This window comes from Thermovibrio ruber, from assembly GCF_055380895.1.
In genome coordinates, this window is sequence record NZ_AP042397.1 from 1,015,454 (window position 1) to 1,036,687 (window position 21,234).

A 21,234-nucleotide genomic window follows, 5' to 3' on the forward strand; every position below is an offset into this window, starting at 1 on the left:
ATTTTAAATGTTAGGTTGTTTACAAAACTTCTCTCGTAAAAAGAGTAAAGTAGGAAAGCCTAACCTAATTTAAGGAGTTGTTTTCCTCACAAGCTTGAGAATAAGAGCCTTCTGGGTGTGAAGTCTGTTTTCAGCCTGATCCCAAACAACAGAACGCTCTCCCTCAATAATCTCGTCTGTTACCTCTTCTCCCCTATGGGCAGGTAAACAGTGCATGAAGAGGAAATCTGGTTTTGCGTGTTTTACGAGCTCTGAGTTAACCTGATAGGGTAAGAATATCTTTTTCCTCTCCTCCGCCTCCTCTTCCTGTCCCATAGAAGCCCAAACGTCTGTGTAAACGACATCTGCACCTTTTACGGTCTCTACCGGATCGTTAGTTAATACAATTTCGGCTCCCGTTTCCTTCGCTATCTCCTTTGCAGCCTCAACGTATTTAGGCAAGGGTTCATAGCCTTTCGGAGTTGCAGCGTAAAACTTCATTCCCATATAGGCAGCGCCGATGAGCCAAGAGTTACACATGTTGTTTCCGTCTCCCAAGTATGCAACCTTAAGTCCTTCAAGCTTTCTCTTATACTCCCAGATTGTAAAAAGGTCTGCCAAAACCTGACATGGGTGCTCCTCGTCTGTTAGGGCATTTATAACAGGAACGTCTGAGTACCTTGCAAGTTCCTCAACCTTCTCCTGACCAAAGGTTCTTATTACTATAAGGTCAACGTAGCGGGAGAGAACTCTCGCCGTGTCCTTTATCGGCTCTCCCCTTCCCAGCTGGGAGCTCCTCGTATCCATGTAAACCCCGTGGCCTCCAAGCTGGTAGACTCCAACCTCAAAGGATACCCTTGTCCTCGTAGAGGGCTTCTCAAATATGAGAGCTGCTGTAAATCCGTCCAACGGTCTGTAGAGCTCTCCTTTTTTCGTCTTTTCCTTTAGAAAAGAGGAAAGGGAAATAATGTTTTCTATAAAAAGCCTATCTGCATCAAGCATTGAGATAAAGTCTTTCATTACTCTTTCCTCCTAAGTCCTGTAAAGAGAATCTTAACCTGATTCTGAAGAAACTCAAGCTTACTTTCAAGATTCACTACCTTTGTTTTAAGCTCACTAAAGTTATTTGAAAGCTTCAGCTGGTCGGCTTCCAACTCCTCTACCTTCTGAGCAACCTTCCTCAGCGAGTAGAAAAGAGCTCCCACCACGAGAAAGAGCAGAGAAACAGCAAGGAGATTCAGAACGAGTAATAACTGAACCATTCAACAATCCTCCCCTTTCCCACCTTATCCTTTAATGTTTCCGCCTCGGCCTTTGAGAGATTATAGAAAAGAACTTCCCCCGAGGGAAAGGTAAAGAGGATTGAAGGATGGAGCTCTCCCTTTTCACCAATGAGAGCTCCGTAGGTCAAGTTTTTAAGGTCAAAACAGAACTTACTGGTAATTTCTGAAGAGATAAGTTTTCCCGGAAGAACAAGAGTATCAATTTTGTAAGGAACACTGATACTTTTACTCCCTACAGAGATTTTATTCTCTTTAAAGTCTACACAAAACTGAATAGACTCCCCCGGAACAAAGGAAGAGGAAAAAAGGGTTGAGACCTCCGTCTTAAAACTCTCCTCAGAGCAGAAGTTTGACTTAACGATAACGGGAAAGAGAAGGGTAAGAAGGATAGAGAGAACCGCAAGAACTATAAGGAGCTCCAAAAGAGTAAATCCTCGTCTCAAGTGTCTATCTCCACCTTTTTTGAAGTGACGATAACTTTTCCTTCAACGCAGTAAGAGGAAACTGGGCATTGGTCCAGTTTAGGCCTTTCCCCATTTTTCCTGTAGTGGCAACCGTGTTTTGAGAGTAGCCACAGAGGTCTAAACATCTCTATAGGAGCTATGCCCGTTCCCTTTAAACCCTCCTTCCAGACCTCAATAACCTTCTTCTTCACAGCTTCAGTTATCCCCTTGGCAGAATACTTTCCGGTTATACAGCCTGTCGTGAAGGTAGCCCTCGCCACGTGAACGTCTACAGGGATTGGGAGCTCCTCTACCCTTTTAATAGGAATCGGGGCCTTTTCCTTTAAACTCCTTATCCAGTGAGGAAATATCTTCATCCCTGAAAGGGAAGGGAACTCATCTTTCCTGTTCTTCAAAAAGTCCTCAAACATTGAGAAAGCATCATAACTATACTCTTCAAAGAGTGGTGTTATTTTCCCTCCGTATTTCTTAGAGAGGGTTTGGGAAAGGGTATACCAAATCTCGGTATCCCGGTTCTTCTTCTTTGCAAGGCCGTGTTTACCTAAAGCCTTAAGGAGTTCTCCCTTTGTCCTCTTCACAACAGAATGGGGGTTAAAAACCCAGCTTACTTCATCGTCTTTGAGGGTGTTGATGGAGCTCCGCCAGAGCTCTTCAGCGTTCCTCATGTAGTCAAGGGCCGTTGTATAGGTAACCACCAATAGGAGTGTTTCCCTATCAAGGTCTTTTGCCACCTCCCTTACAGCGTCGTCTGGAAGGTCCTTGTGGCCGAAAATGCCTTCTCTATCAAGAACTTCTAAAAGTAAAAGACCGACCTCCCTTGCCCTTTCCGGGTTCAGGTGCAGGTTTACTTTCATTTTTTCAATCCTATAAAAGTTAACTGTAATATAATACTTTGACACCCAAACTTTGGGGGAAACGTTGGGCTTATTTGACTTCTTCAGGAAAAAGAGCGATGCCGAACTCTTCTCAGAAGCCGTCAAAAATCAGGACTTTATGACAGTAGCAAAACTCGGAAAATCTCTCCTTGAGAAGAATCCAGACCAGATATCCATTTTAAACCCCTACATTGACGCCCTTGTTAAATTGGGAAGGAAAGACGAAGCCGTATCAACGCTCCTCTCCTTTGCGGAGAGGAAGTTGGAAGAGGAGTATTACGACGTTGCAATACCTGTTCTGAAGAAAGCCCTTCGGATAGACCCCTTAAACCTAAAAGCTATAAAAATGCTGGTAAACGCCTTTAAGAGGAAGGAGCTCTACTACGACGCCTTTAACATCCTTTTAGACGCCTTCCAGAAAATGGAGGAGACGGGAGCAAACACGTCAACTATAAAAGGGATGATTGAAGACTTCCTCAAGGATACCTTCCATCCCGTTTTCTACGAAAGGTATGGAGACGTTCTTCTTGAAAGGGGAGATACAGAAAACGCCCTTGTCAACTTCATCCTCGCAGGAAACATGTATATAAACCTGAAAAACTACTCGGCAGCCCTTAGGTCTTTTCTGAAGGCAAGGAGAATCAGGTCAACAGAAGCCCTTGATAAACAGTTAATAGAAACAATTTCCTACATGGACGATCCAAAAGTTCAGTCCATCTTGCTTACCCTTCTTGAGGAACATAAAGACGACTTTAACTTTATAACCTTTGTAGTTTCCCAGTTTAAAGAAGTAGATAAGTTAGACTATCTAAAAAGGGTAGCCTCAACTATTCCCATACCTAAGCTCAAATATACGCTACTTGTCCTCATAAACTACGAATTGGGAGAAGTTGAAGAGGGACAGGAGTATCTGAACAAAATCCGACTGATAGACAAAAACCTCTACGAGAAACTCGTTGCCTACCTGAAAGCAGTTAAGCCGGAAGAGGAACTCTCACTTTCTGTTAAAACTCCTAAAGAGGAAGAGCTCCCCGAACCGGAGCAGATACTTGAAGTCCTTGACCAAGTTCTTGACATTAACGAACTTGTTAGTGATTTCATGGCAAACAAAGAAGAACCACCTAAGAAGCTCAAAGAGGAAGTCCTTTCCCTTAGAAAACAGAGAGATGGAAAGAGACTTATCTCTGCAGCTGAAGCTCTCATGGGAATAGGGAACCTTGAGAAAGCCGAAGAAGAAGCGAGAGAAGCTATTAATACAGAGTACAGACCCAAAGCAGCTGTTCTCTTGGCTGAGATACTAAAACAGCAGAATAGAGAAAAAGAGGCCATCACCTTCCTGTTTGACGAGCTTAAGAGGAAAGACTATACGGAAGAAGACAGAGCAAGGCTGAAAGTTAAGTTAGGAGAGATATATCAATCTTTGGGAGATAAAGAGAAAGCCCTCTCATGGTTCAAAGAAGCTCAGAAAGTCTTAAAAGACGAACTCCTTCAGGAAAAGATAGAGGAACTTGAGAAGGAAACCGTTTAACTCCCTTTACGTTCACGTTCCCTTTTGTATGAAAAAGTGCAAATACTGTGACTTTTACTCCGGGAACTTTTTAGAGTTTGTTATTCCATACAAGAAGGCCGTTTTTAATGAGCTCTTCCTTCTTCATCCGGAGTTCTCCCAGTTTCCGACGGTTTACTTTGGGGGAGGAACTCCTTCTCTCATGGAACCTTCTTTCTTTGAGTCTGTTCTTTCTAAAGTTGGGCAGTTCTCTGAAGTAACAGTTGAGTTTAACCCGGAAGATGCAGAGAAAGAGAAACTGATAGAGCTCTACCAGATAGGTGTAAACAGAATTAGCTTGGGCATCCAGAGTTTCTCCCCTAAAACTCTCAAAACGCTGGGAAGAAGGCAGAGTTTAAAACAGAACTTGAAATCCCTTGAGAACGTCTGTTCCGTTTTCTCAAATGTATCTGTTGACCTCATATACGGCGTTCCTGGTCAAACGGTTGAAAGTTTCTTAGAAGACCTGAAGATTACCCTCTCGTTTCCTGTAAAACACGTTTCACTCTACGCACTAACCGTGTACGAGGAGACACAGCTGTTTCAGGAAGTTTCTGAAGGGAAGTTTAAACTACCGGAAGAAGAAATAGTTTATAAAATCTACTCAGAAGCCGTCTCGTTTTTAGAGGAGAGGGGATTTAGACAGTATGAGATATCAAACTTCTCCATTCCCGGTTTTGAAAGCAAGCACAACTTAAACTACTGGAAACTTGAAAACTACTTGGGGCTTGGGACTTCTGCGGCCTCTTTCTACGTCAACAGTTACTGGAAAAACGTAAGTAATATACAGGAGTATGTAGAGAGAGTTAACAGCGGGGAGCTCCCCATCCAGGAGGAAGAAAAGTTTACTGAAGAGGAACTCAAGAAGTTAAAGCTCATAATGGGCTTAAGGCTCACAGAAGGAGTAGATCTAAAGGAGACAGGGCTTGAGGAGAGGTTTAACGGAGCTCTCAAAAGCTCTGAAATTCTTAAAGGAATGTTTGAAGAGGGACTCTTAAAATTAAAAGGAAACAGGCTAAAGTTGGAAAAGAAAGGTCTCTTTATTTCAAACAGCGTCATTTCCGAGGTGATAAATGCCCTCTTTTAAGACAGATTTTGGGTTAAATGGGAGAGATACTCCTCAGCGCTTCCAGAATAATCCAGCTGACAAACCGGTAGTTAGGATAAGCAACTAAAAAAGCCTGTAGTTAAACTGCGTCGGGTAGAGGAGGATTCCGTGTTCCGGCTGCAACTCTCTGTAGTAGTCGGCAGGAAGGCGAATCTTCAGAATGAAAGGATCTTTGCTAAAAATGAGCTCTTCCTCTGAGTATGAAACAAAGTAGGGAAAAGCTTTAAGGTTTATCTTCCACTCGTCCGGCCTTTTCCCCTTAGTTCTGAAGAACCTCCTCTCAACGTATCCTCCCTCTAAAAGGTCTGAGAGAGTTATCTGGAACCTCTTCCTCTCAGCCCTCTGCTTTTCCTTTCTACCAGCTCTTTGAAAATCTCGGTTGTTGTTATAAATTTCTCGCCCCTCTCAGAGAGAACCTTAAGAATCTCAACTATTAAGTTGACTTTTTGCAACGTCTCCCTCCCGGGAAAATAGTTTAAACCAAACTACACAGGAGGAAACTTGAAGAGAACGAAATTTCAGAAGTTTTTAGAAATAACGGCCTCAGTAATAGGAGTCTTAGCCCTTCTGATTACGGCGCTGGGCTACCCCCAAGTCGGTTTTGTCGTTGCCCTTTTTGCCTCGGCACTCTACGCAACTTACGGCTATTTGACAAAACAGTACGGAATAATGGTCAGCTCCCTCATTTACGCCGCCGTTGAGGTTGTAGGTATAATCAGGTGGGTTTTCTTGGGAGTGAAGAATGGATAAGAGGTTAAAGATCCTACTTTCAAACGACGACGGGATAAGGTCTGAAGGTTTAAGAGCTCTCTACGAAGCCTTAACTGAGTTTGCAGACGTAGTTGTTGTTGCTCCAGACAGGGAAAGGAGTGCAGTCGGGAGAGCTCTAACCCTCCACAGGCCGTTAAGGTGTGAGCAGGTTGACGAGAACTGGTTTGCAGTAGACGGAACTCCAACAAGCTGCGTCTACATAGGAATCCACGCAATAATGAAGCAGAAGCCGGACATGGTTATAGGCGGGATAAACAGAGGACCCAACCTCGGGGAGGACATAACATACTCTGGAACGGTTTCTGTTGCCATGGAGGGAGCTCTTCTTGGAATCCCGTCAATCGCCTTCTCACTTGTAACCTTTAAAGACTTTTACTGGAAGGACGCAGCAGACTGGGCAAAGAGGATAACCCTAAAGGTCTACGAGCAGGGAATACCGAAAGGGTGCTGTCTAAACGTTAACATTCCAAACCTTCCAAAAGACGAAATAAAAGGAGTAAAGGTAACGAGGCAGGGAAAGAAGGCATACTCCGAAAAGGTTGAGGAGAGAAGGGACCCGTGGGGAAGGGTCTACTACTGGATAGGTGGTGAGGAACCAAACTGGGAGGCAGAACCAGGAACCGACTACTGGGCTGTAAAGAACGGCTACGTTTCTGTAACCCCTATACACTTAGACCTAACAGACTACAAAACTTTAGAGAAACTAAAAAAATACGAGTGGTAGATGAAAGCTCTCTCTGTTGCCTTCTGGAAAGGTTTAGCCCTTAAATACGGAGTTTATGCACTGGCCCTTAACGCCTTCATTGAGGCGATATTCTTCCCCATCCCTCCAGACGTCCTCCTTTTAACCCTTTGTATGGCAAACCCAAAAGAGTCCTTTCTCTACGCAGCAGTAGCTACCCTCTTTTCCTCTTTAGGAGGAGTTGTGGGCTACTACGTTGGATACTTTGGAGGAAGACCTTTAGCCGAGAGGTTTTTCGGAAAGGAGAAAGTGGCAAAAGTCCACAGGCTCTACGAGTCTTACGAGAGCCTAATAATCCTCCTTGCAGGTTTTACTCCGCTTCCCTATAAACTATTTACAGTCACTTCAGGAGTCCTATTTGCTTCACTGAGGAAGCTCTTTATCTTCTCACTCATAGGAAGGGGAAGCAGGTTCTTTGCAGAGGCGGCTGTAATCTACCTCTTTGGGAAAGAGGTTCAGGAATTTGTAATCAAGAACATCAATATAATCTCACTGATTGGAGGAGCTCTTCTCTTAACTGCGTTCCTAATTTACAGAAGGATTAAAAAGGGAGTTCTACCGTGAGCAGGAGAAGGTTTTTTAAGGTAATTGGGGAGTCAATCGTAAAGGCAGCGGCAGAGTTTACATACGAGGTAACGAAGCCAAACAAGACATTTATAAGACCTCCGGGGAGCGCCGACGAAGAGACGTTTCTCTCCTTCTGCAATAAATGTGGGGAGTGCGTAAAGAGCTGCCCAACAGGAGTTTTGGATACTGTAAAGGAGATGAACCCAATCGTTTTAGACACTCCATTTATGAACTTTGAGAACAACTACTGTGAGCAGTGCTACGCCTGTATAGAGGCCTGTAGGAGTGGAGCTCTCTCTAAAGAAAACCTTGAAAAGTTCAGATATGTTGCGAAGCTTGACAAAGATAGGTGTGTAGCATTCCAGGACGTTTTCTGTCAGAGCTGTTACTGGAGCTGCCCACAGATGGACAAGGCCATCACTTTGATTGACTTTAACTATCCTGAGTTCCACTCTGAGCACTGTAAAGGGTGCGGAAGGTGCATCCATGCCTGCCCAACGATTCCAAAGTCTATAAAACTTGTAAAGGTCAAAAATGAAAACTCTTAAGGTTCAGGAAGCCCTAAAGGAGCTGAAAAAAGGAGTCCCTTGGAAGAGAATCCTCATCCACGGAGAGGAGAGTTATCTAACAGACCAGTTCATCAAGAAAGTCGCAGATCTCCGGAGCGTTGAGAAGTTCTATCCAGATTCTTTAGAGGAGTTCTACTCGTTTAGCGGGAGCTCCCTCTTCGGCCGGTCGGCAGTTCCGGTAGTCGTCTACGGAGAGGAGCTCCCAAAAGCCCTTAGAAAGAAGTCCGACAGAGAGAAATTCTTAAAGAAAATCAAAAGCCTTGATTCCTTTATTGTTGCAGCATTTAAAGAGCTTGACTACAGAACCCTAAAAGGGGAGCTCTTCTCAAAAGTGACAGAACTCTCAGACGTTGTTATCGTTTCAGAAGTATACCCCGTAAAGGCAAAGCTGAACTTAATAAAGAAGAAACTCTCACAGAGAGGAGACGTTAAACCTGAGGTGATAAACCTAATTGCTGAGAAAGTCACAGGAGACCTCTGGGAGCTTAAGAACGAAACCGACAAACTGCTCTGTTATCCGAAGGAGCTAACTGACGAGGCAGTGGAGCTCCTCATCTCAAGCACCCCAAAGGTTGACCCCTTTGAACTCATCTACACCCTTTTAGACGGTAAGAGAAAAGAGTTTCTCCGTAAAGTTGAAGTCCTCCTCTCAGAAGGAACAGAACCCCTACAGCTGATAGGACTTCTCCAGTCCCAGCTGAGACAGTTAATAAAGGTGGCAACGGGGCAGAATGTTAGACTTCCCCTTCAGAGTTTAAGGAAACTCCAGCTCTACGGAAAGAAAATCGGAGTAAAGAGGGCCCTTAAACTCTTAAAAACGCTAAACGAGGCAGAGTTCTCTATAAAGACCGGAAAGCTGCCCGAAGACGAAGCCCTAAAACAGTTGGCTTTTCAACTTGTTGACTGAAGCAATAAATTTCCAGAAAACCGGTTCGGAGGTTAAATGCACACGCTCTTTTATTTCGTAATAGCCCTCGGAATCCTGATATTCGTCCATGAGTTTGGCCACTTCTTGGCGGCAAGGCTTTTCGGCGTCAGAGTTGAAACCTTCTCAATAGGATTCGGCCCAAAGCTCTTTAAGTTTAAGTGCTGCGGAACCGAGTTTGCCGTAAGCCTTATTCCCCTTGGCGGATACGTTAAGATGGCAGGGGAAGACCCGGACAAGCCAGTTAAGTCTCCGGACGAGTTTTACGCAAAGCCTCCGTGGCAGAGAATAGTAATAGCCCTTGCAGGCCCACTCATGAACCTACTTTTAGCCGTTATTTTCTTTGCGGCTTCTTACTCAATCGGAAGGTATGTTCCCTCCTACCAAGTTGAGGCTGCAAAAGTTGGATTCGTCCTGTCTGAAAACTCTCCCCTTAAGCCCGGAGACGTTATCGTTGAGGCAAACGGAAAGAGAGTAGAGAACTGGAAAGAGCTCAACGAGATAGTGGCACTAAACCCAGGTAAGGAAATCACACTTCAGGTTGAAAGAAAAGGAAAGCTTGAAACTGTAAAGGTTAAAACCGGAGTTGACGAGAAGAACGGAGTAGGAACACTTCCCATAATTCCTGCAATAAACCCGACAATCGGAAAAGTAATTAAAAACTCACCGGCAGAGAAGGCAGGGCTTAAACCAGGAGACGTTATCCTCAAGATAAACGGAAAGGAGATTAACCGCTGGGAGCAGGTAGTTGAGCTGATAGGTAAGAGTAACGGGAAGCCTGTGGAGATTGTAATCCTCAGAAACGGAAAAAGGCTTAAGGTAACCGTAAAACCTCAGTTCAACGAAAAGGTTGGAAGGTATACGATAGGAATCGTTCCGAAAGTTAATCTGGTTTTCGTCAAATATCCGTTCCCGGAAGCCGTAAAAAAAGGTATTGAGGAGTTTAAGGCCCAGACTGTTCTGTTTTTTACATTCCTCTATAAACTGATTACAGGTCAAGCCTCTTTAAAGAGTTTAGGTGGCCCAATTTTAATAGCAGAAGTTGCAGGGAAGGCTGCAGAGGCGGGAATCTCAAACTTCATCTACTTTATGGGATTCATAAGCCTCCAACTGGGATACTTTAACCTCCTGCCCCTACCGGTTTTAGACGGAGGACTGATAGTTCTGTTCCTGATAGAGCTCCTCAGGAGAAGGCCAGTCTCTCCTCAGTTCAGGGAGAGGTTCCAGCAGGTCGGACTTGCACTGATAGGTCTCCTTATGGCCGTAGTCTTCTACAACGACATAATGAGGTTAATCAGGTAATGGCAAAGAAAGAGAGGCTTGACAAGCTCTTAGTCGAAAGAGGAATGGTAAAGAGCAGGGATAGGGCAAAAGCTCTCATAATGGCGGGAAAGGTCTTGGTAGACGGGAGAGTTGTTGACAAGGCGGGAGCTCCCGTCTCCCCAGACTCAAAGATAGAGGTTAAGGGAGAGGACATCCCCTACGTTTCACGGGGAGGGCTGAAACTAAAGACCGCAATAGACGAGTTCGGGTTTAACGTTGAAGGATTTACCTGCTTAGACGTTGGAGCCTCAACTGGAGGGTTCACAGACTGCCTCCTCCAGCACGGAGCTAAAAAGGTCTATGCAGTAGACGTCGGAAAAGGACAGCTTGACTGGAAACTGAGAAACGACGAGAGAGTTATCTCAATAGAGGGTTTTAACGCAAGGTATTTAAGCCCAAAAGAGGTTCCTGAGAAGGTTGACCTGATAGTTATTGACGTTTCGTTTATATCACTTGAGAAAATACTACCTGTCGTAAAGCAGCTTTTAAAGCCTGAAGCAAAGATAGTAGCCCTTATAAAGCCCCAGTTTGAACTAACAAAGAGGGAGGTTGACAGAGGAAAGGGCGTAATAAGGGATCCAGAGCTCCACAAGAAGGCTATAAATAAGGTTCTAAACTTTGCTCGCTCAATAGGCCTCTATCCTGAAAAACTTACCCTCTCTAAACCGAGGGGACCAAAGGGGAACAAGGAGTTTTTGGTTTTGCTCTCTCAGAATCCAGAAGACGACCTGACAGGCAAGAAAGAGGTTGAAGAGGTTGTTAGGAGAAAGGAGTGAAGGTTGAAAAGGTAGTCTCTTTCTACATTGGGGAGATGGAAGACTACCTTCTCTACAGTGAGCTATCAAAAAACTGCAGAGGGGAGCTCCGCCAAAAACTCAAAGAGATAGCCGAAATAGAGAAGTTCCACAGCCAGTTCTGGGAAAATATCCTGAAAAGACACGGAGTAAACCCGCCACAGGTCAGGGAGCTCCACGGGAAGAAGAAACTGATTGCGTTCCTCTCCTGTTTTATAAACCCTGCTCTCCTTGTCTCCCTCCTTGAGATGGGGGAGTCTAAAACGGTTAAGGAGTACTTCTCCTTCCTGAAAGAGGGAAACCTGAACCCAGAGGAGAGGAACTTGCTCAAAAAGGTCATTCTTGACGAGATAGAACACGAAACCTTCTTCTCAAAAGAAGCAAAGGAGTTTGGGCTGTCAAACGTAAGGGACTTCGTCCTTGGAATGAACGACGGCCTCGTTGAGATACTGGGAACAACGACAGGCCTCTCTGCCATCTACCCTGATAAGCCGTTCTTAGTAGGAGTTTCAGGTCTTGTCGTTGGAGTGGCAGGAGCTCTCTCCATGGCAATAGGAGCTTTCGTCTCAGTTAAATCCCAGAAGGAGGTTAACAGAACTCTCAAAGAAGAGCTTGAAATCCTGACGGAGGTAGCCCCAGACAGGGCAATGGAGATAATAAAGGAAGAGTTAGTAGAGAAAAGAGTTCCTGAGACGGTTGCAGAAAGGCTCTCTAAAACGGAAGAGCCTAAAAACTTAGTAAAAGTTATCACGTCAGGAGAAGAGGAAAGTGAGATACGCTCTGCCTTTTTTACCGGAGCTGCATACCTCTTTGGCGCCTCGTTCCCTGTTCTACCCTACTTCTTACTACCATCATCTTTAATTTCTCTCCCTGTTAGCCTCCTCCTTGCCGGAACGGTTTTGGGAGTTGTTGGAGGATTTATAGCCCTTTTCTCTGGAATCAACGTAAAGAGAAAGGCCGCAGAGATGGTTGGAGCAGGTTTTTCTGCAGCTGGCCTATCCTTCCTGTTTGGGAAGCTCCTACAGTCTATATTAGGAGTTGGAGTTTAGAGAGCAGAGCTCCCTGTAGAAAACGTAGGTATTATGGAACCCTCTCCTCCTGTTCCTGTTCGCTCCTCTGAAGATAACAACGTCTATTCCCAAACCTTTACAGACGGGACAGCTGCACCTTTTCCAGATTTTGCTCTCTAAGAGCTCCCTGTAGAGCTCCCTGTAAACCTCCTCATTAAACTCGTTCCTCAAAAAGAGGCTGTCGTAGGAGATAATATCTTCAAGGAGCTCCCCGTAGTCTTTTAAGTCTCCTCTGTCGTATTCCCTCAAACCTATTAAAATCCGTTTTTCTAACTCTTCAACATTTGAAGGAAGTTCTCTTGCCCTGTTTTTAAGCCTCGTGTTCCTGCAGTCTGGAACCCTGATTGACGAATACCACTTTCCGTCAACTCCAAGGTAGTTCCCCTTTGCCTTCAGCCAGGCCTTCCTCAGGTAAGAGGCGCTGTCAAAACTGTAAACTGAGAGCTCCCTCATTAACGGAAGGAGCTCCTTCCTCAAGACTCCTAAAAGGTGAAACCTCGCTTTTCCTATTAACCCTTTATCTCTTAAAGCCGTCAGGAGCTCGGCTATAAACGAAGTCTTCCTCGGAACCAAACCTCCCAATGCAATAAAGTCGTAGCCCATATTAAGGAGCTCTCCAACGCTTTCAACGTAGGTCTCAACGGAGTACCCTTGGGCTGCTCCAACGGGGTGAAACCCTCTTGCTTTTTTTAAAAACTCCTCTGCGTTCTCTAAACTTAGCCTCCTCCTCTCCTCAAGTTCCTCTTCAGAGAGGAAAAGTTTTAACTTTCCTTTACTTTCAGATTTCTCCCTGTAGGAGAAGAGTGCCTCCTTCCCATTTTCAACGAGGATGACGTCGGAGCAGATGTGATCAACTGAGATTCCGTAGTCAAAACCCAGAAAAAAGTAGAGTCTCACGGCATCGTCAACAGTAAGGAGAGGACTTTTTTCGTTTACGTAGGTAAAGGCTCCGCAGTCTCCCATAACCGGAAGATTTAAAGTTTTAAGTCTCAAGTATTCCTTAACGTTCCCGATTCCCCTTATCGTCGGCCTTCCGTTAACCTTTAAGAGTCTCAACTTAAACTCAAACATTCCAAGGCTCAAGAGAATTCCATCGTAGGGGGGCGGCTTGAAAATCTCGTGGGCAAAGAGGGAGTTTTCATACCCTCCAGAGTATGTGTCTCTAACGGAATTAAAGTCTTTATGAACCCAGTCTTCCCAGTAGGGAAGGAAGAACTTCATCCGGCCACTCCAGTCTTTAAGTGGCCTGAATTATATCCCTACCTTTTGGACAACAGAACCTGAAATCGCAGACCAGACAGGTTTTCCTATCGGGGTTCTCAGCAGGAGGCCAGTGATTAGTCTCTTTACACTTCTCAATCTCTTTAAGAACTCCTTTAACCCATCTCCAGAAATCTTCATCTCTTTTTGGAAAGAAAACCTCCTCAGCTTTCGGGTACTCCTCCAAATACTCGTTCAGGAAGCAGAGAACGAGCCTCTTTACCCTCATTCCCTTCTTTGAGAGCATCATACTGTAGAACTTCAGCTGTTTCTCATAGGTTTCAAGGAGCTCCCCCCTCTCCTCCCTCATCGGGTTCTTCATAGACTTAAAGTCCCAAATCTCAACCCCCCCTTCATCCTTTAGGAGGGCATCTATAACCCCTTTTAGGTAGAAACCCTCCTTCTTTACGCTAACGGGGAGCTCCGCTCCCACAACTCTGCTGTAAAACTCCCCTCCCTTAACTTTAACAAACCTTTTAACGATGGAGAGAGCCCTCTCCACCCTTTCCTCTTCCGGCTCTAAAACGCCGGCAGCTTTTAGCGAGGAACGGACAACTCTAAAGATTTCCTCTACCTCACCTTCGTTTGGAACCCTTTTGTTCTTTTTAAAGAATGCGTAAACCTGCCTTAAAGTTCTGTGGATAGCCGTTCCGAACCACTCCTGAACGGCAGATGAGGAGGCAAAACCGAAGAACTTCCTATAACCGTATAGCCTTGGACAGAGGAGGAAAGAGACAACGTCTCCGGTAAAGGAGTAGAGACGAGGCTTCCCCTTTAAAGACCTTTCTGTAAAGTCCTCAAAAGAGAGCTTTTCAACTTTTATGCTTCCTCCACCCTTTCTGAACTTCCCTCTTTTTTCAGGGTCCCCTCCCGGGTAGATAGAAGAATACTCATCCCTTACCTTCTCCCTTCCGTCAATAATTATGAGGAGCTGCTGGGCCCTTGAGTAGGCAACGTAGAGCTTCCTCTTAACCGTATTAAAGTCAACGGAAGGGAGAAGAAGCTCCTCAATTTCCGGGTCAACAAAGGGCCTAATCAGGTCGTTAACCTTCTCTACCTCCTCCTCTTTTAACCAGTCCACCGCAACGAAAACAACAGGAAACTCAAGGCCTTTGGCTTGATGTATAGTCATAACCGGAAAGTGGTCTTCAGGGAGGAACTCCGGCGGAATCTCCGGGTCGTCAATAGTCTCAACAAAGGGGACGAAAACGGAGAAGAATTTATCGGGAAGCTCCTCTCTCCCGTAAACTTCCTGAAGCTGAGAGATGAAAACTGAAAGGTGGGAGATGTCAAAGAGAACCTCAGGCTCTTCACTGTCAAGGTATCCCAAAAGGGAAGCTACCCTGTAGTAAGTTTCAAGGAGGTTTGTACTTCCTGAGTCAAAGTCAGACTTTATTTTCCTTAAAACTTTCCTTTCTCCGTCGTTTAGGCCAAATAGGAACTTTTCATTGCCGTTTAAAACGTAGTCTAAAACCCTTAGAAGGCGACGGGCTCTCTTTTTTCTACCGAAACTCCTCGACCTTGGGTTGTAAACCTTAATTCCCTCTTTCTCAAGTTTGTCCTTCAATTTCCTAACAAAAGAGGACTCCTCCTCCCTTGCAGAAGGAACAAGGAGAACGGCGTCTGAAACTTTTGATATGACTTTCTTTTTCATCAGGAGAAAAATTATTTTGGCAACTTTTTTAACGAGTTCATCCCTACTGTTTTTCCTCAAATACCCTACCCTTGCCCCTTCTCCCCGGGGACCACAGTGGACAAGCCCCTTTTTACCATCAACCCTTTCTAGTTCAGGGAACTCACTTATGTAAAAGTTGAGAAAGTCAACGATATCCTTAACGGAACGGTAGTTTTTCGTTAAGAATACCTTTTTGACGGGCTTTTTTAGTTTTTTATTAACCCTACTCTCAAAGTTTATGAAGCTTTTAACAGTTGCTCCCCTAAAACTAAACAGAGACTGGTCTTCATCTCCAACAACAACAAAGCTTTTACAACGGGAAGCTATCTTAAAGTAGATGGACTCATCTAAAGGGTTTGTGTCCTGATACTCGTCTACAAGGAGGTGGTCTATTTTCTTTAAAAACTCCTCTCCAAGTTCAGAGTTAAGGAACTTTAGAAATAACTTCTCTACTCCGTTAAAATCTATAAAACTGTTATCTTCCAAAAACTTTCGGTAGATCTCGTAAATTTCAGCAGCCTCCCTTACTGCCAAGTTCTTTGAGCTTTTCATCCTCTCAAGGTCGGGTGAGTAGAGGGAAACCCTCTCTATGAGAGTTTCAACCTTCCCAAAGAGCTGCCTTTCCTCTTTACTCTCCCAGTCACTACCGAAAAAGCAGGAGAAAAAGTTGGGGAACTTTGAAAACTCATTCCTAAAAAGGTCGTATAGGAGAACCCTCTTTCCAAAATCCTCAATTAGCTTCTTCTTTAGGAGCTCCTCGTATCCGAACTCCTCCATAACTTGAAAGCAAAGTGAGTGGAGGGTTCCACAGTAAACCCCTAACGGGTCAACCCCTTTATCCTGAGACTTTTCCAAAAGCCTTACCTCAAACTCCTCTGCAGCCTTCTTAGTAAACGTAACCATCATTATTGATTCGGGGGGAGCTCCCTTCTTTAGAAGCTCAACGACTCTACTTACAAGGGCTTCAGTTTTACCGGTTCCCGGCCCCGCAACAACTTGAAGAACCCCCTGATCAAATTCAACTACTGCCCTCTGCTCCCTGTTTAGCTCCATTCCACAAGTTCCTCAGCGGTCTTGGATGTTCTCTACCCTCTTTAGAGAGCCTGTCTCTAAACCGGACCAACAGACTTCTCCTCGTTTTCAGGGCTGTTCCTGTAACTATAGAAACACCTCTTTCTACAGCCTTAAGCGTCTCAATGTCTTCTTGAGAAATAGACTCACCAACGGTTTTAACGAAGGAGAGGTCTTCTGGGTTTATAACCCTGTGAAGTATTAAGGTGTTACACTGTGAAACTGGCAGAGGGTCAACAGAGGCCGGCTTCTGGGAGATAACTACCAGCCCCAACCCCATCTTCCTTCCTTCTGTTGCAACCCTTCTCACCATGTTTCTGGCAAACTGGCTGGCAGGGTGGTCTAAATCTTCAGCACCAGACCTTGGGATTAAAACCCTTGCCTCCTCAATAACGAACAGAATAGGATAGTCTCCCCTTTGGACGGAGAGCTCCCCAGACTTGTGAAGGTGAAATGCCGAATAGACAACGGAGTAGAGGAGAGCTCTCTGAACAGTTTCAGGACTTAAAGACGAAAGGTCAAATATGATGTTTGAAACGAAAGAGAGGAAGCCATCCTTTTTAGAGAAGGCTCTAATCAGCTCGTAAGAGTCGACGGGGAAAAGCTTAGACTGAGACGATAGAACCATTCTTGCCTTCTCAAGCTGCCGCTTTATAGGATACTTTGATGATTTTCTATCATCAAGTCTATCTGCCTCTGAAAGAAGGTAATCTATAAGCTTTAAATCCCTTATTTCAGCCCCGCCTTGTTCTATTTTAGCCTCTAAACTGCCAAGCCACCCGATATAAAACCCCCCTTGAGCTTCAGATATCTCCTCTCCAGAGTAGGCTTCAATCATGTTCATAACGAAATATTTGTTGAAGAACCTGTTAAGAACAACGCTCGGGTAGCCTTCAATTTTCAGTTTAATCAATCTGTCAAGAATCTGATGAGGAACAGCATTCCTGAGCTTCTTAAAGTCAAACTCCCGAGAGAAAGCTAAAAGCCTCTCCCTTAAAACGTCATCCGTTATGTCCCCAACAGGTAAAGCCACTTCTCCCTTAAGGACAGATGAAATGAGGGCTAACCTAAAACAGATTGACTCGGGAGAGAGCTCCTCATCAATCTCCTTCTTTAGAATCTCTTTGTAGCGTTCAGGAACTTTTTTAAGGAGGGCTTCCCACCTCTGTTTTAAAAACTCCTGGTAGGACTTTACCAAACTCCCCAAAGGGGAATTCTCGTTTTTTAGTTCATCACTAACAGCTGAAAAAAGGCTGTCTTTTAAAACCCCTAAGTTTACGTAGTCTCCGTGGGGATCAAAAATGATACTTTTAATACCCCGAACCGTTAGCTCTTCAAGTAGAGTTCCCGTAGTTGTCGTCTTACCCATTCCTGTCATTCCGAAAATACCGCAGTGCATCGTAATTAGCTGATCTCCGTCTAAAGAGAAGCGGGCATCCCTCACCTGCTCCGTAAAGCCGGGAAAGAGGTTGTAAGGTTCAGGGCTGAAGAAGAGCTTCTCAAGAAGGTCTTTGTCTATGAAGAAGACGGGAGCTCCCGTCTCAACAGGCCTCTTAAGTGGTCTTATCTCTGTGGTCTCGTCGTCAAACTCCCCTATAACTTCGCACCTTGCAACGTAGGTCTTGAACCGATCTGACCTTAAGTAATCTGCAACCTCTCTACCGTATTCGTCAGTTACAAAAAACTTCAGGTTCTCAGGTGAGAGGAGCGGATTGTCGGTTAGAATGTCAACAACCTTCCCGATAATTTTGTAAGTCTTTCCTTCTGAGTCTTTAGACTTAACTACAACAAACAAGTTCCTCAAACTTTTAACTTTTTGAGGAGAGAAGACGAACGAAAACCTTTCCGTTGAAGTCTCACCGAAAACCTTTCCTATTTCCTCTACCATCTTCCCCTCCTAATTAACGGGAGTAGAAATCCCTCTTCATTCCAAATATCAGATGTTTAACTATCTCAAGGGCATCTCTACTAACTTCGGTTTTTCCGAAGAGCTCCCTTAAAACCCTTTCCCTCAAAAGCCCCTTAGAGAGCTGGTTAATCATATCCGTAGAAACCCTAACCAGATTGTCTGCATACTTGAGGAAAATGGGAATTCCGTAGTTCCTGTAGACAGAGCTGAACAGGTAAACCATCTGACATAGCTCGTCTACCCTATCAAATGAAGACTCTGGAAACTCTATTCTGAGGGCAAATTTAAAGTCGGAAGTTCTAACGTAGGCCATGTAAAAACGAATCTTGTCTGGCGGAAGAAGAGCTTTTAGAAGAACCTCCTCCAACCAGAAGTGCTGAAGGCCATCGTTTGCACTGCCGACAGGAGTTCTGAAGACCTGATACTCCTCATCTACCTCGTAAACTTCCCTCCTGTTTGCCTCTCTGCTCCTGTAACGTCTTATCTCAAAAGGGGAAGTGTAGTAAGCTGTAACTGGGTCAAAGTCCAACACAAAAGTCAGAAGGTGGTCGTCGTAGATGCCCAACGACTCCAACTCCCTGTGGATTTTCCCTTCCTTAAGAAAGTCCTTAAAAAACTTCAGCTCTCCTCTACTATCTGCCCCTAAAATCCCCGTAGAGTAAACGCTATACCTAAACATCTTGTCTATCTCGGCTAACTTTGCAAATGCAAACGCGTAGTAGAACCTTATAAACTCCTTAGACCTTGAAGATTTAACAACCCCACAAACGAGGAAGTTGTGTTTCTTTGAAAGGTCATTTAGAAGCCTCAGCAGGAAAAAGTAGATAAACAGACCAGGAACCTCTTCCCTATTAAGGACGGCTTCCTTAAAATCTGGAACTTGACTAAAGTCGTTAACTCTTTCTTTCAACTGTTTTTTCAACTGTTCATAGAGGGAACTTTTTAAAATAAGATCTAAGAGTTTCCCATTTGCAAGTTCTTCAACGGTTAACCCCTCTTCAAGAAGTTCAAAAGTTAAACGTCTATCAAGCCAATGAGCGTTCCCAACGAACTTCCTTACATATGGGTCTACGGCAAAGAGTTTCTTCAGCTCGTCTTCAGTAAACGTTACAAAGAGAAACGAGTGGAGCTGCCTTATAAGCGGACCGTCAATAAAGAGAGCGTATATCTCCTCTTCCTGACTTAAAAGGAGAATTGATGCGTAGAAGGAAACTATTAAGTTTTGAATGTATGTAAGAAGGTCTAACTTCCTCTTAACGACATCGTCGTCTTCAGATATTCTGAAAGAGGAGAGAACTGCAAGTATCCTTTCCCTGTCGGCAGCAGGCTTTGAAACTTTCATTCCAAAGGCAAGGCTTCCCCTGTAGAAGTAATCTTTACTCATTATCAGGTCGTCTGAGTGCTGAGATTCATCAACGGCAATAACCCATTTATCACGCACTCTACTGTAGAAATTTTCTCTAATCTCTTCTCTTTCTCCTCTCCTAATTTCTAAGGGGTAATTTTTACTCCCTACCTTTACAGAAATGCCTTGGTTAAAAACCTCTCTAACAAGAGGAACAAAGTTGAAGTAGGAATCTATAATTCTGTCTATTTCCGGACTCTCCCCTAAAGAGGAGATAATAGAGCTTAGAATGTTTGAAATTGCCTGTTCCCTTGCCCGGTCTTCCTTTATAATGTTAAGTATCTGGTCTTTATCTATAGGCTTAAGTTCCATTTAAGACCCCCTGTATAACCTCTTCAACCTTTCCTATATCCCCCATGTTACCGTAGCCGAAAACAATTAACTCTTTGTTAAGGAGCTCAGCCGCTTTCTCTACACAGTTCAGATACTCCTTTCGGGCTCCCCCTCTGTAATAAACGATAACGTCAAAGTCTTTCAGACGGGAAAGGAGAGTGGGAAGGAGATCCCTGCACCTCTCTTCCGTCATTATCGCTTCGTAGGGCTCAATCTCCTCATCTCCCGATATAAGGCCGTAACCTGCACTCAGGATAAAAAAGGGAACTCTGAGCTCTTTAGACCTTCTATACAGATGCCTTATCCTTGCAGACCTGTAGAGTCTCCCTGCCGGGAGCTTCTTTTTCTCCTTCTTCCCTCCGCAGGCCGTTACTAAGGCAACTCTCTTTTTCAAGTTTTTTCCCTACTTAAACCTTTTCCCTGAGGAACCCAGACAATGGCGTCTAAGTGAATGGGAGGAATTCCTAAACGGCGGGAGAGCTCCCTCCACTCCTCAACCGTCGGAAGGAGTTTCTTAAGCCTTGAGTCAAGGGGGATGTCTATCTCCTCAAGCCCTTTTGGGTCTTCTCCGAAAACGATTCTATAGCCATACATATACATCTTCGCAGCAAAAACTACGGTTTTAGCGTCTCTTCTCTGATTCAAACAGCCTGAGAGCTCGTCAACCAAAAGTTTAAGGTTTTCTCCAAAGTCTTCAACGGAGTATTTCTTAAAGAGTTCCTCAACGCAGAGTTTTACTTTCTCAAACCTTTTAAGTTTTGCACCTAAGAAACGCCTGTTGAACTTCCCTAAAAACTCCGGAAAGGCCTCAACTTTTGGCTTTTCTGAAAAGAACTCAGAGAACCTCTTCCAGTAGTCCTCTCCCTTCATTTGAAGCTGGTAGGAGAGAAGAGCGTTTATAACAGTTAACTTAAGAAAGAGCTCCTGATTTTTTATTTTTTCATAAAGTTTCCGTAAAGCCTTAAACTGTCTGTCCTGCTCCTCAACTCTTTTTGCGTCCTCTACCGTGAGGCCTGAGAGCTCTGAGAGGAGCTCCTCAAACTTACTGCCAGACATCCCCCCTCGCTACCTCTTTTCTCTCGGGGAGTTTCTTAACGTAATCTTTAACCTCTTCTACCTTCCTCTTGAGGAGCTTTTTCATACCAAAGTATGAGAGAACCGAGAATATAGAACCGAGGATTACTCCTCCAACGAACATGGGAACGAGTATCTCTTTGCCGGAGTTTAAGAGAGCTCCAAAGGAGCTGAAATCTATGTGGGGGGTACAGGCTTTCCTTCCCAAAAAGAAGCAACCAACGTAGTAGTCAAGAATGAGAATCGGGATTGTCGTCCAAGGGTTTGTAACGTGGGTTCCAACTGCAGCGGCAACTTTACTCGCCCTGGTAAAGAGGGCTACTGCAACTGCAGTAATAACCTGAAATCCAATGATTGGAAGAAAACCGATGAACACTCCTACCGCCAGCCCCCTTGCCACTCCGTCGGGGCTCTCACGGAGCTCCGTCAGCTTCTTCAGGTAAAACCTAAAAGAAAGAACCTTCTTAAGTTTTTCTCCCATAGTAGACTTT

General features: G+C 44.5%; 22 protein-coding genes. 10 read left to right on the plus strand and 12 right to left on the minus strand.

The window, feature by feature from the left end:
• Window positions 1-69: 69 nt before the first annotated feature.
• From argF to ACZ424_RS05430, 4 genes are read right to left on the minus strand one after another with little or no spacing between them, the layout of a single operon-like run.
• A complete protein-coding gene (argF, locus tag ACZ424_RS05415) occupies window positions 70-999 on the minus strand; it encodes an ornithine carbamoyltransferase (RefSeq protein WP_464903962.1) in 930 nt (309 codons plus the stop codon).
• The gene (locus tag ACZ424_RS05420; protein ID WP_464903963.1) at window positions 999-1,241 is read right to left on the minus strand and encodes a hypothetical protein; all 243 of its coding nucleotides are present in this window, start codon (window positions 1,239-1,241) and stop codon (window positions 999-1,001) included. Before ACZ424_RS05420 ends, argF begins: the two co-directional genes overlap by 1 nt.
• A complete protein-coding gene (locus ACZ424_RS05425) occupies window positions 1,217-1,705 on the minus strand; it encodes a type II secretion system protein (protein ID WP_464903964.1) in 489 nt (162 codons plus the stop codon). Before ACZ424_RS05425 ends, ACZ424_RS05420 begins: the two co-directional genes overlap by 25 nt.
• The gene (locus ACZ424_RS05430) at window positions 1,702-2,580 is read right to left on the minus strand and encodes an N-glycosylase/DNA lyase (protein WP_464903965.1); all 879 of its coding nucleotides are present in this window, start codon (window positions 2,578-2,580) and stop codon (window positions 1,702-1,704) included. The genes ACZ424_RS05425 and ACZ424_RS05430 overlap by 4 nt, the downstream gene beginning before the upstream one ends.
• Before the next feature lie 64 nt (window positions 2,581-2,644).
• On the opposite strand from ACZ424_RS05430, the gene ACZ424_RS05435 reads away from it, so the two are divergent.
• Both ACZ424_RS05435 and hemW read left to right on the plus strand, forming a co-directional pair.
• Window positions 2,645-4,129, plus strand: coding sequence for a tetratricopeptide repeat protein (locus tag ACZ424_RS05435; RefSeq protein ID WP_464903966.1), 1,485 nt, complete (start codon window positions 2,645-2,647; stop codon window positions 4,127-4,129).
• Complete coding sequence (hemW, locus tag ACZ424_RS05440; RefSeq protein ID WP_464903967.1) at window positions 4,110-5,234, plus strand: radical SAM family heme chaperone HemW; 1,125 nt, start codon at window positions 4,110-4,112, stop codon at window positions 5,232-5,234. The genes ACZ424_RS05435 and hemW overlap by 20 nt, the downstream gene beginning before the upstream one ends.
• A 335-nt stretch (window positions 5,235-5,569) precedes the next feature.
• Here the strand turns inward: hemW and ACZ424_RS05445 are convergent, their stop codons facing one another.
• Window positions 5,570-5,707, minus strand: coding sequence for a hypothetical protein (locus tag ACZ424_RS05445; RefSeq protein WP_464903968.1), 138 nt, complete (start codon window positions 5,705-5,707; stop codon window positions 5,570-5,572).
• Between the two features lie 49 nt (window positions 5,708-5,756).
• On the opposite strand from ACZ424_RS05445, the gene ACZ424_RS05450 reads away from it, so the two are divergent.
• From ACZ424_RS05450 to ACZ424_RS05485, 8 genes are read left to right on the plus strand one after another with little or no spacing between them, the layout of a single operon-like run.
• The gene (locus ACZ424_RS05450; protein WP_464903969.1) at window positions 5,757-6,005 is read left to right on the plus strand and encodes a nicotinamide mononucleotide transporter; all 249 of its coding nucleotides are present in this window, start codon (window positions 5,757-5,759) and stop codon (window positions 6,003-6,005) included.
• The gene (surE, locus tag ACZ424_RS05455) at window positions 5,998-6,750 is read left to right on the plus strand and encodes a 5'/3'-nucleotidase SurE (protein ID WP_464903970.1); all 753 of its coding nucleotides are present in this window, start codon (window positions 5,998-6,000) and stop codon (window positions 6,748-6,750) included. Before ACZ424_RS05450 ends, surE begins: the two co-directional genes overlap by 8 nt.
• Complete coding sequence (locus tag ACZ424_RS05460) at window positions 6,751-7,332, plus strand: YqaA family protein (RefSeq protein WP_464903971.1); 582 nt, start codon at window positions 6,751-6,753, stop codon at window positions 7,330-7,332.
• Window positions 7,329-7,883: a 4Fe-4S dicluster domain-containing protein gene (locus ACZ424_RS05465; RefSeq protein ID WP_464903972.1), complete on the plus strand. Its 555-nt coding sequence runs from the start codon at window positions 7,329-7,331 to the stop codon at window positions 7,881-7,883. Before ACZ424_RS05460 ends, ACZ424_RS05465 begins: the two co-directional genes overlap by 4 nt.
• Entirely contained in the window at window positions 7,870-8,811 is a 942-nt protein-coding gene (gene holA / locus ACZ424_RS05470; RefSeq protein ID WP_464903973.1) for a DNA polymerase III subunit delta, read from the plus strand. The genes ACZ424_RS05465 and holA overlap by 14 nt, the downstream gene beginning before the upstream one ends.
• 36 nt (window positions 8,812-8,847) lie before the next feature.
• Window positions 8,848-10,131 (plus strand): RIP metalloprotease RseP, encoded by a 1,284-nt coding sequence (rseP, locus tag ACZ424_RS05475; protein ID WP_464903974.1) that lies wholly within the window; start codon window positions 8,848-8,850, stop codon window positions 10,129-10,131.
• Entirely contained in the window at window positions 10,131-10,928 is a 798-nt protein-coding gene (locus tag ACZ424_RS05480; protein ID WP_464903975.1) for a TlyA family RNA methyltransferase, read from the plus strand. The genes rseP and ACZ424_RS05480 overlap by 1 nt, the downstream gene beginning before the upstream one ends.
• The gene (locus tag ACZ424_RS05485) at window positions 10,925-11,995 is read left to right on the plus strand and encodes a VIT1/CCC1 transporter family protein (RefSeq protein WP_464903976.1); all 1,071 of its coding nucleotides are present in this window, start codon (window positions 10,925-10,927) and stop codon (window positions 11,993-11,995) included. The genes ACZ424_RS05480 and ACZ424_RS05485 overlap by 4 nt, the downstream gene beginning before the upstream one ends.
• On the opposite strand, the gene dpdA is transcribed toward ACZ424_RS05485, so the two are convergent.
• The 7 genes from dpdA to ACZ424_RS05520 are packed head-to-tail and all read right to left on the minus strand — an operon-like array spanning window position 11,978 to window position 21,224.
• Entirely contained in the window at window positions 11,978-13,237 is a 1,260-nt protein-coding gene (dpdA, locus tag ACZ424_RS05490; protein WP_464903977.1) for a tRNA-guanine transglycosylase DpdA, read from the minus strand. The two genes, ACZ424_RS05485 and dpdA, sit on opposite strands and share 18 nt — an antisense overlap.
• Window positions 13,238-13,253: 16 nt before the next feature.
• Entirely contained in the window at window positions 13,254-16,004 is a 2,751-nt protein-coding gene (locus ACZ424_RS05495; protein ID WP_464903978.1) for a UvrD-helicase domain-containing protein, read from the minus strand.
• Complete coding sequence (locus ACZ424_RS05500; protein ID WP_464903979.1) at window positions 15,970-17,910, minus strand: ATP-binding protein; 1,941 nt, start codon at window positions 17,908-17,910, stop codon at window positions 15,970-15,972. The genes ACZ424_RS05495 and ACZ424_RS05500 overlap by 35 nt, the downstream gene beginning before the upstream one ends.
• A 13-nt stretch (window positions 17,911-17,923) precedes the next feature.
• Window positions 17,924-19,648: a DNA double-strand break repair nuclease NurA gene (locus tag ACZ424_RS05505; RefSeq protein WP_464903980.1), complete on the minus strand. Its 1,725-nt coding sequence runs from the start codon at window positions 19,646-19,648 to the stop codon at window positions 17,924-17,926.
• Complete coding sequence (locus ACZ424_RS05510; protein ID WP_464903981.1) at window positions 19,638-20,063, minus strand: DUF6884 domain-containing protein; 426 nt, start codon at window positions 20,061-20,063, stop codon at window positions 19,638-19,640. Before ACZ424_RS05510 ends, ACZ424_RS05505 begins: the two co-directional genes overlap by 11 nt.
• Entirely contained in the window at window positions 20,060-20,725 is a 666-nt protein-coding gene (locus ACZ424_RS05515; protein WP_464903982.1) for an N-glycosylase/DNA lyase, read from the minus strand. The genes ACZ424_RS05510 and ACZ424_RS05515 overlap by 4 nt, the downstream gene beginning before the upstream one ends.
• Window positions 20,712-21,224, minus strand: a complete 513-nt coding sequence (locus ACZ424_RS05520; RefSeq protein ID WP_464903983.1) for a DUF2062 domain-containing protein — start codon at window positions 21,222-21,224, stop codon at window positions 20,712-20,714. The genes ACZ424_RS05515 and ACZ424_RS05520 overlap by 14 nt, the downstream gene beginning before the upstream one ends.
• Between the last annotated feature and the right edge of the window lie 10 nt (window positions 21,225-21,234).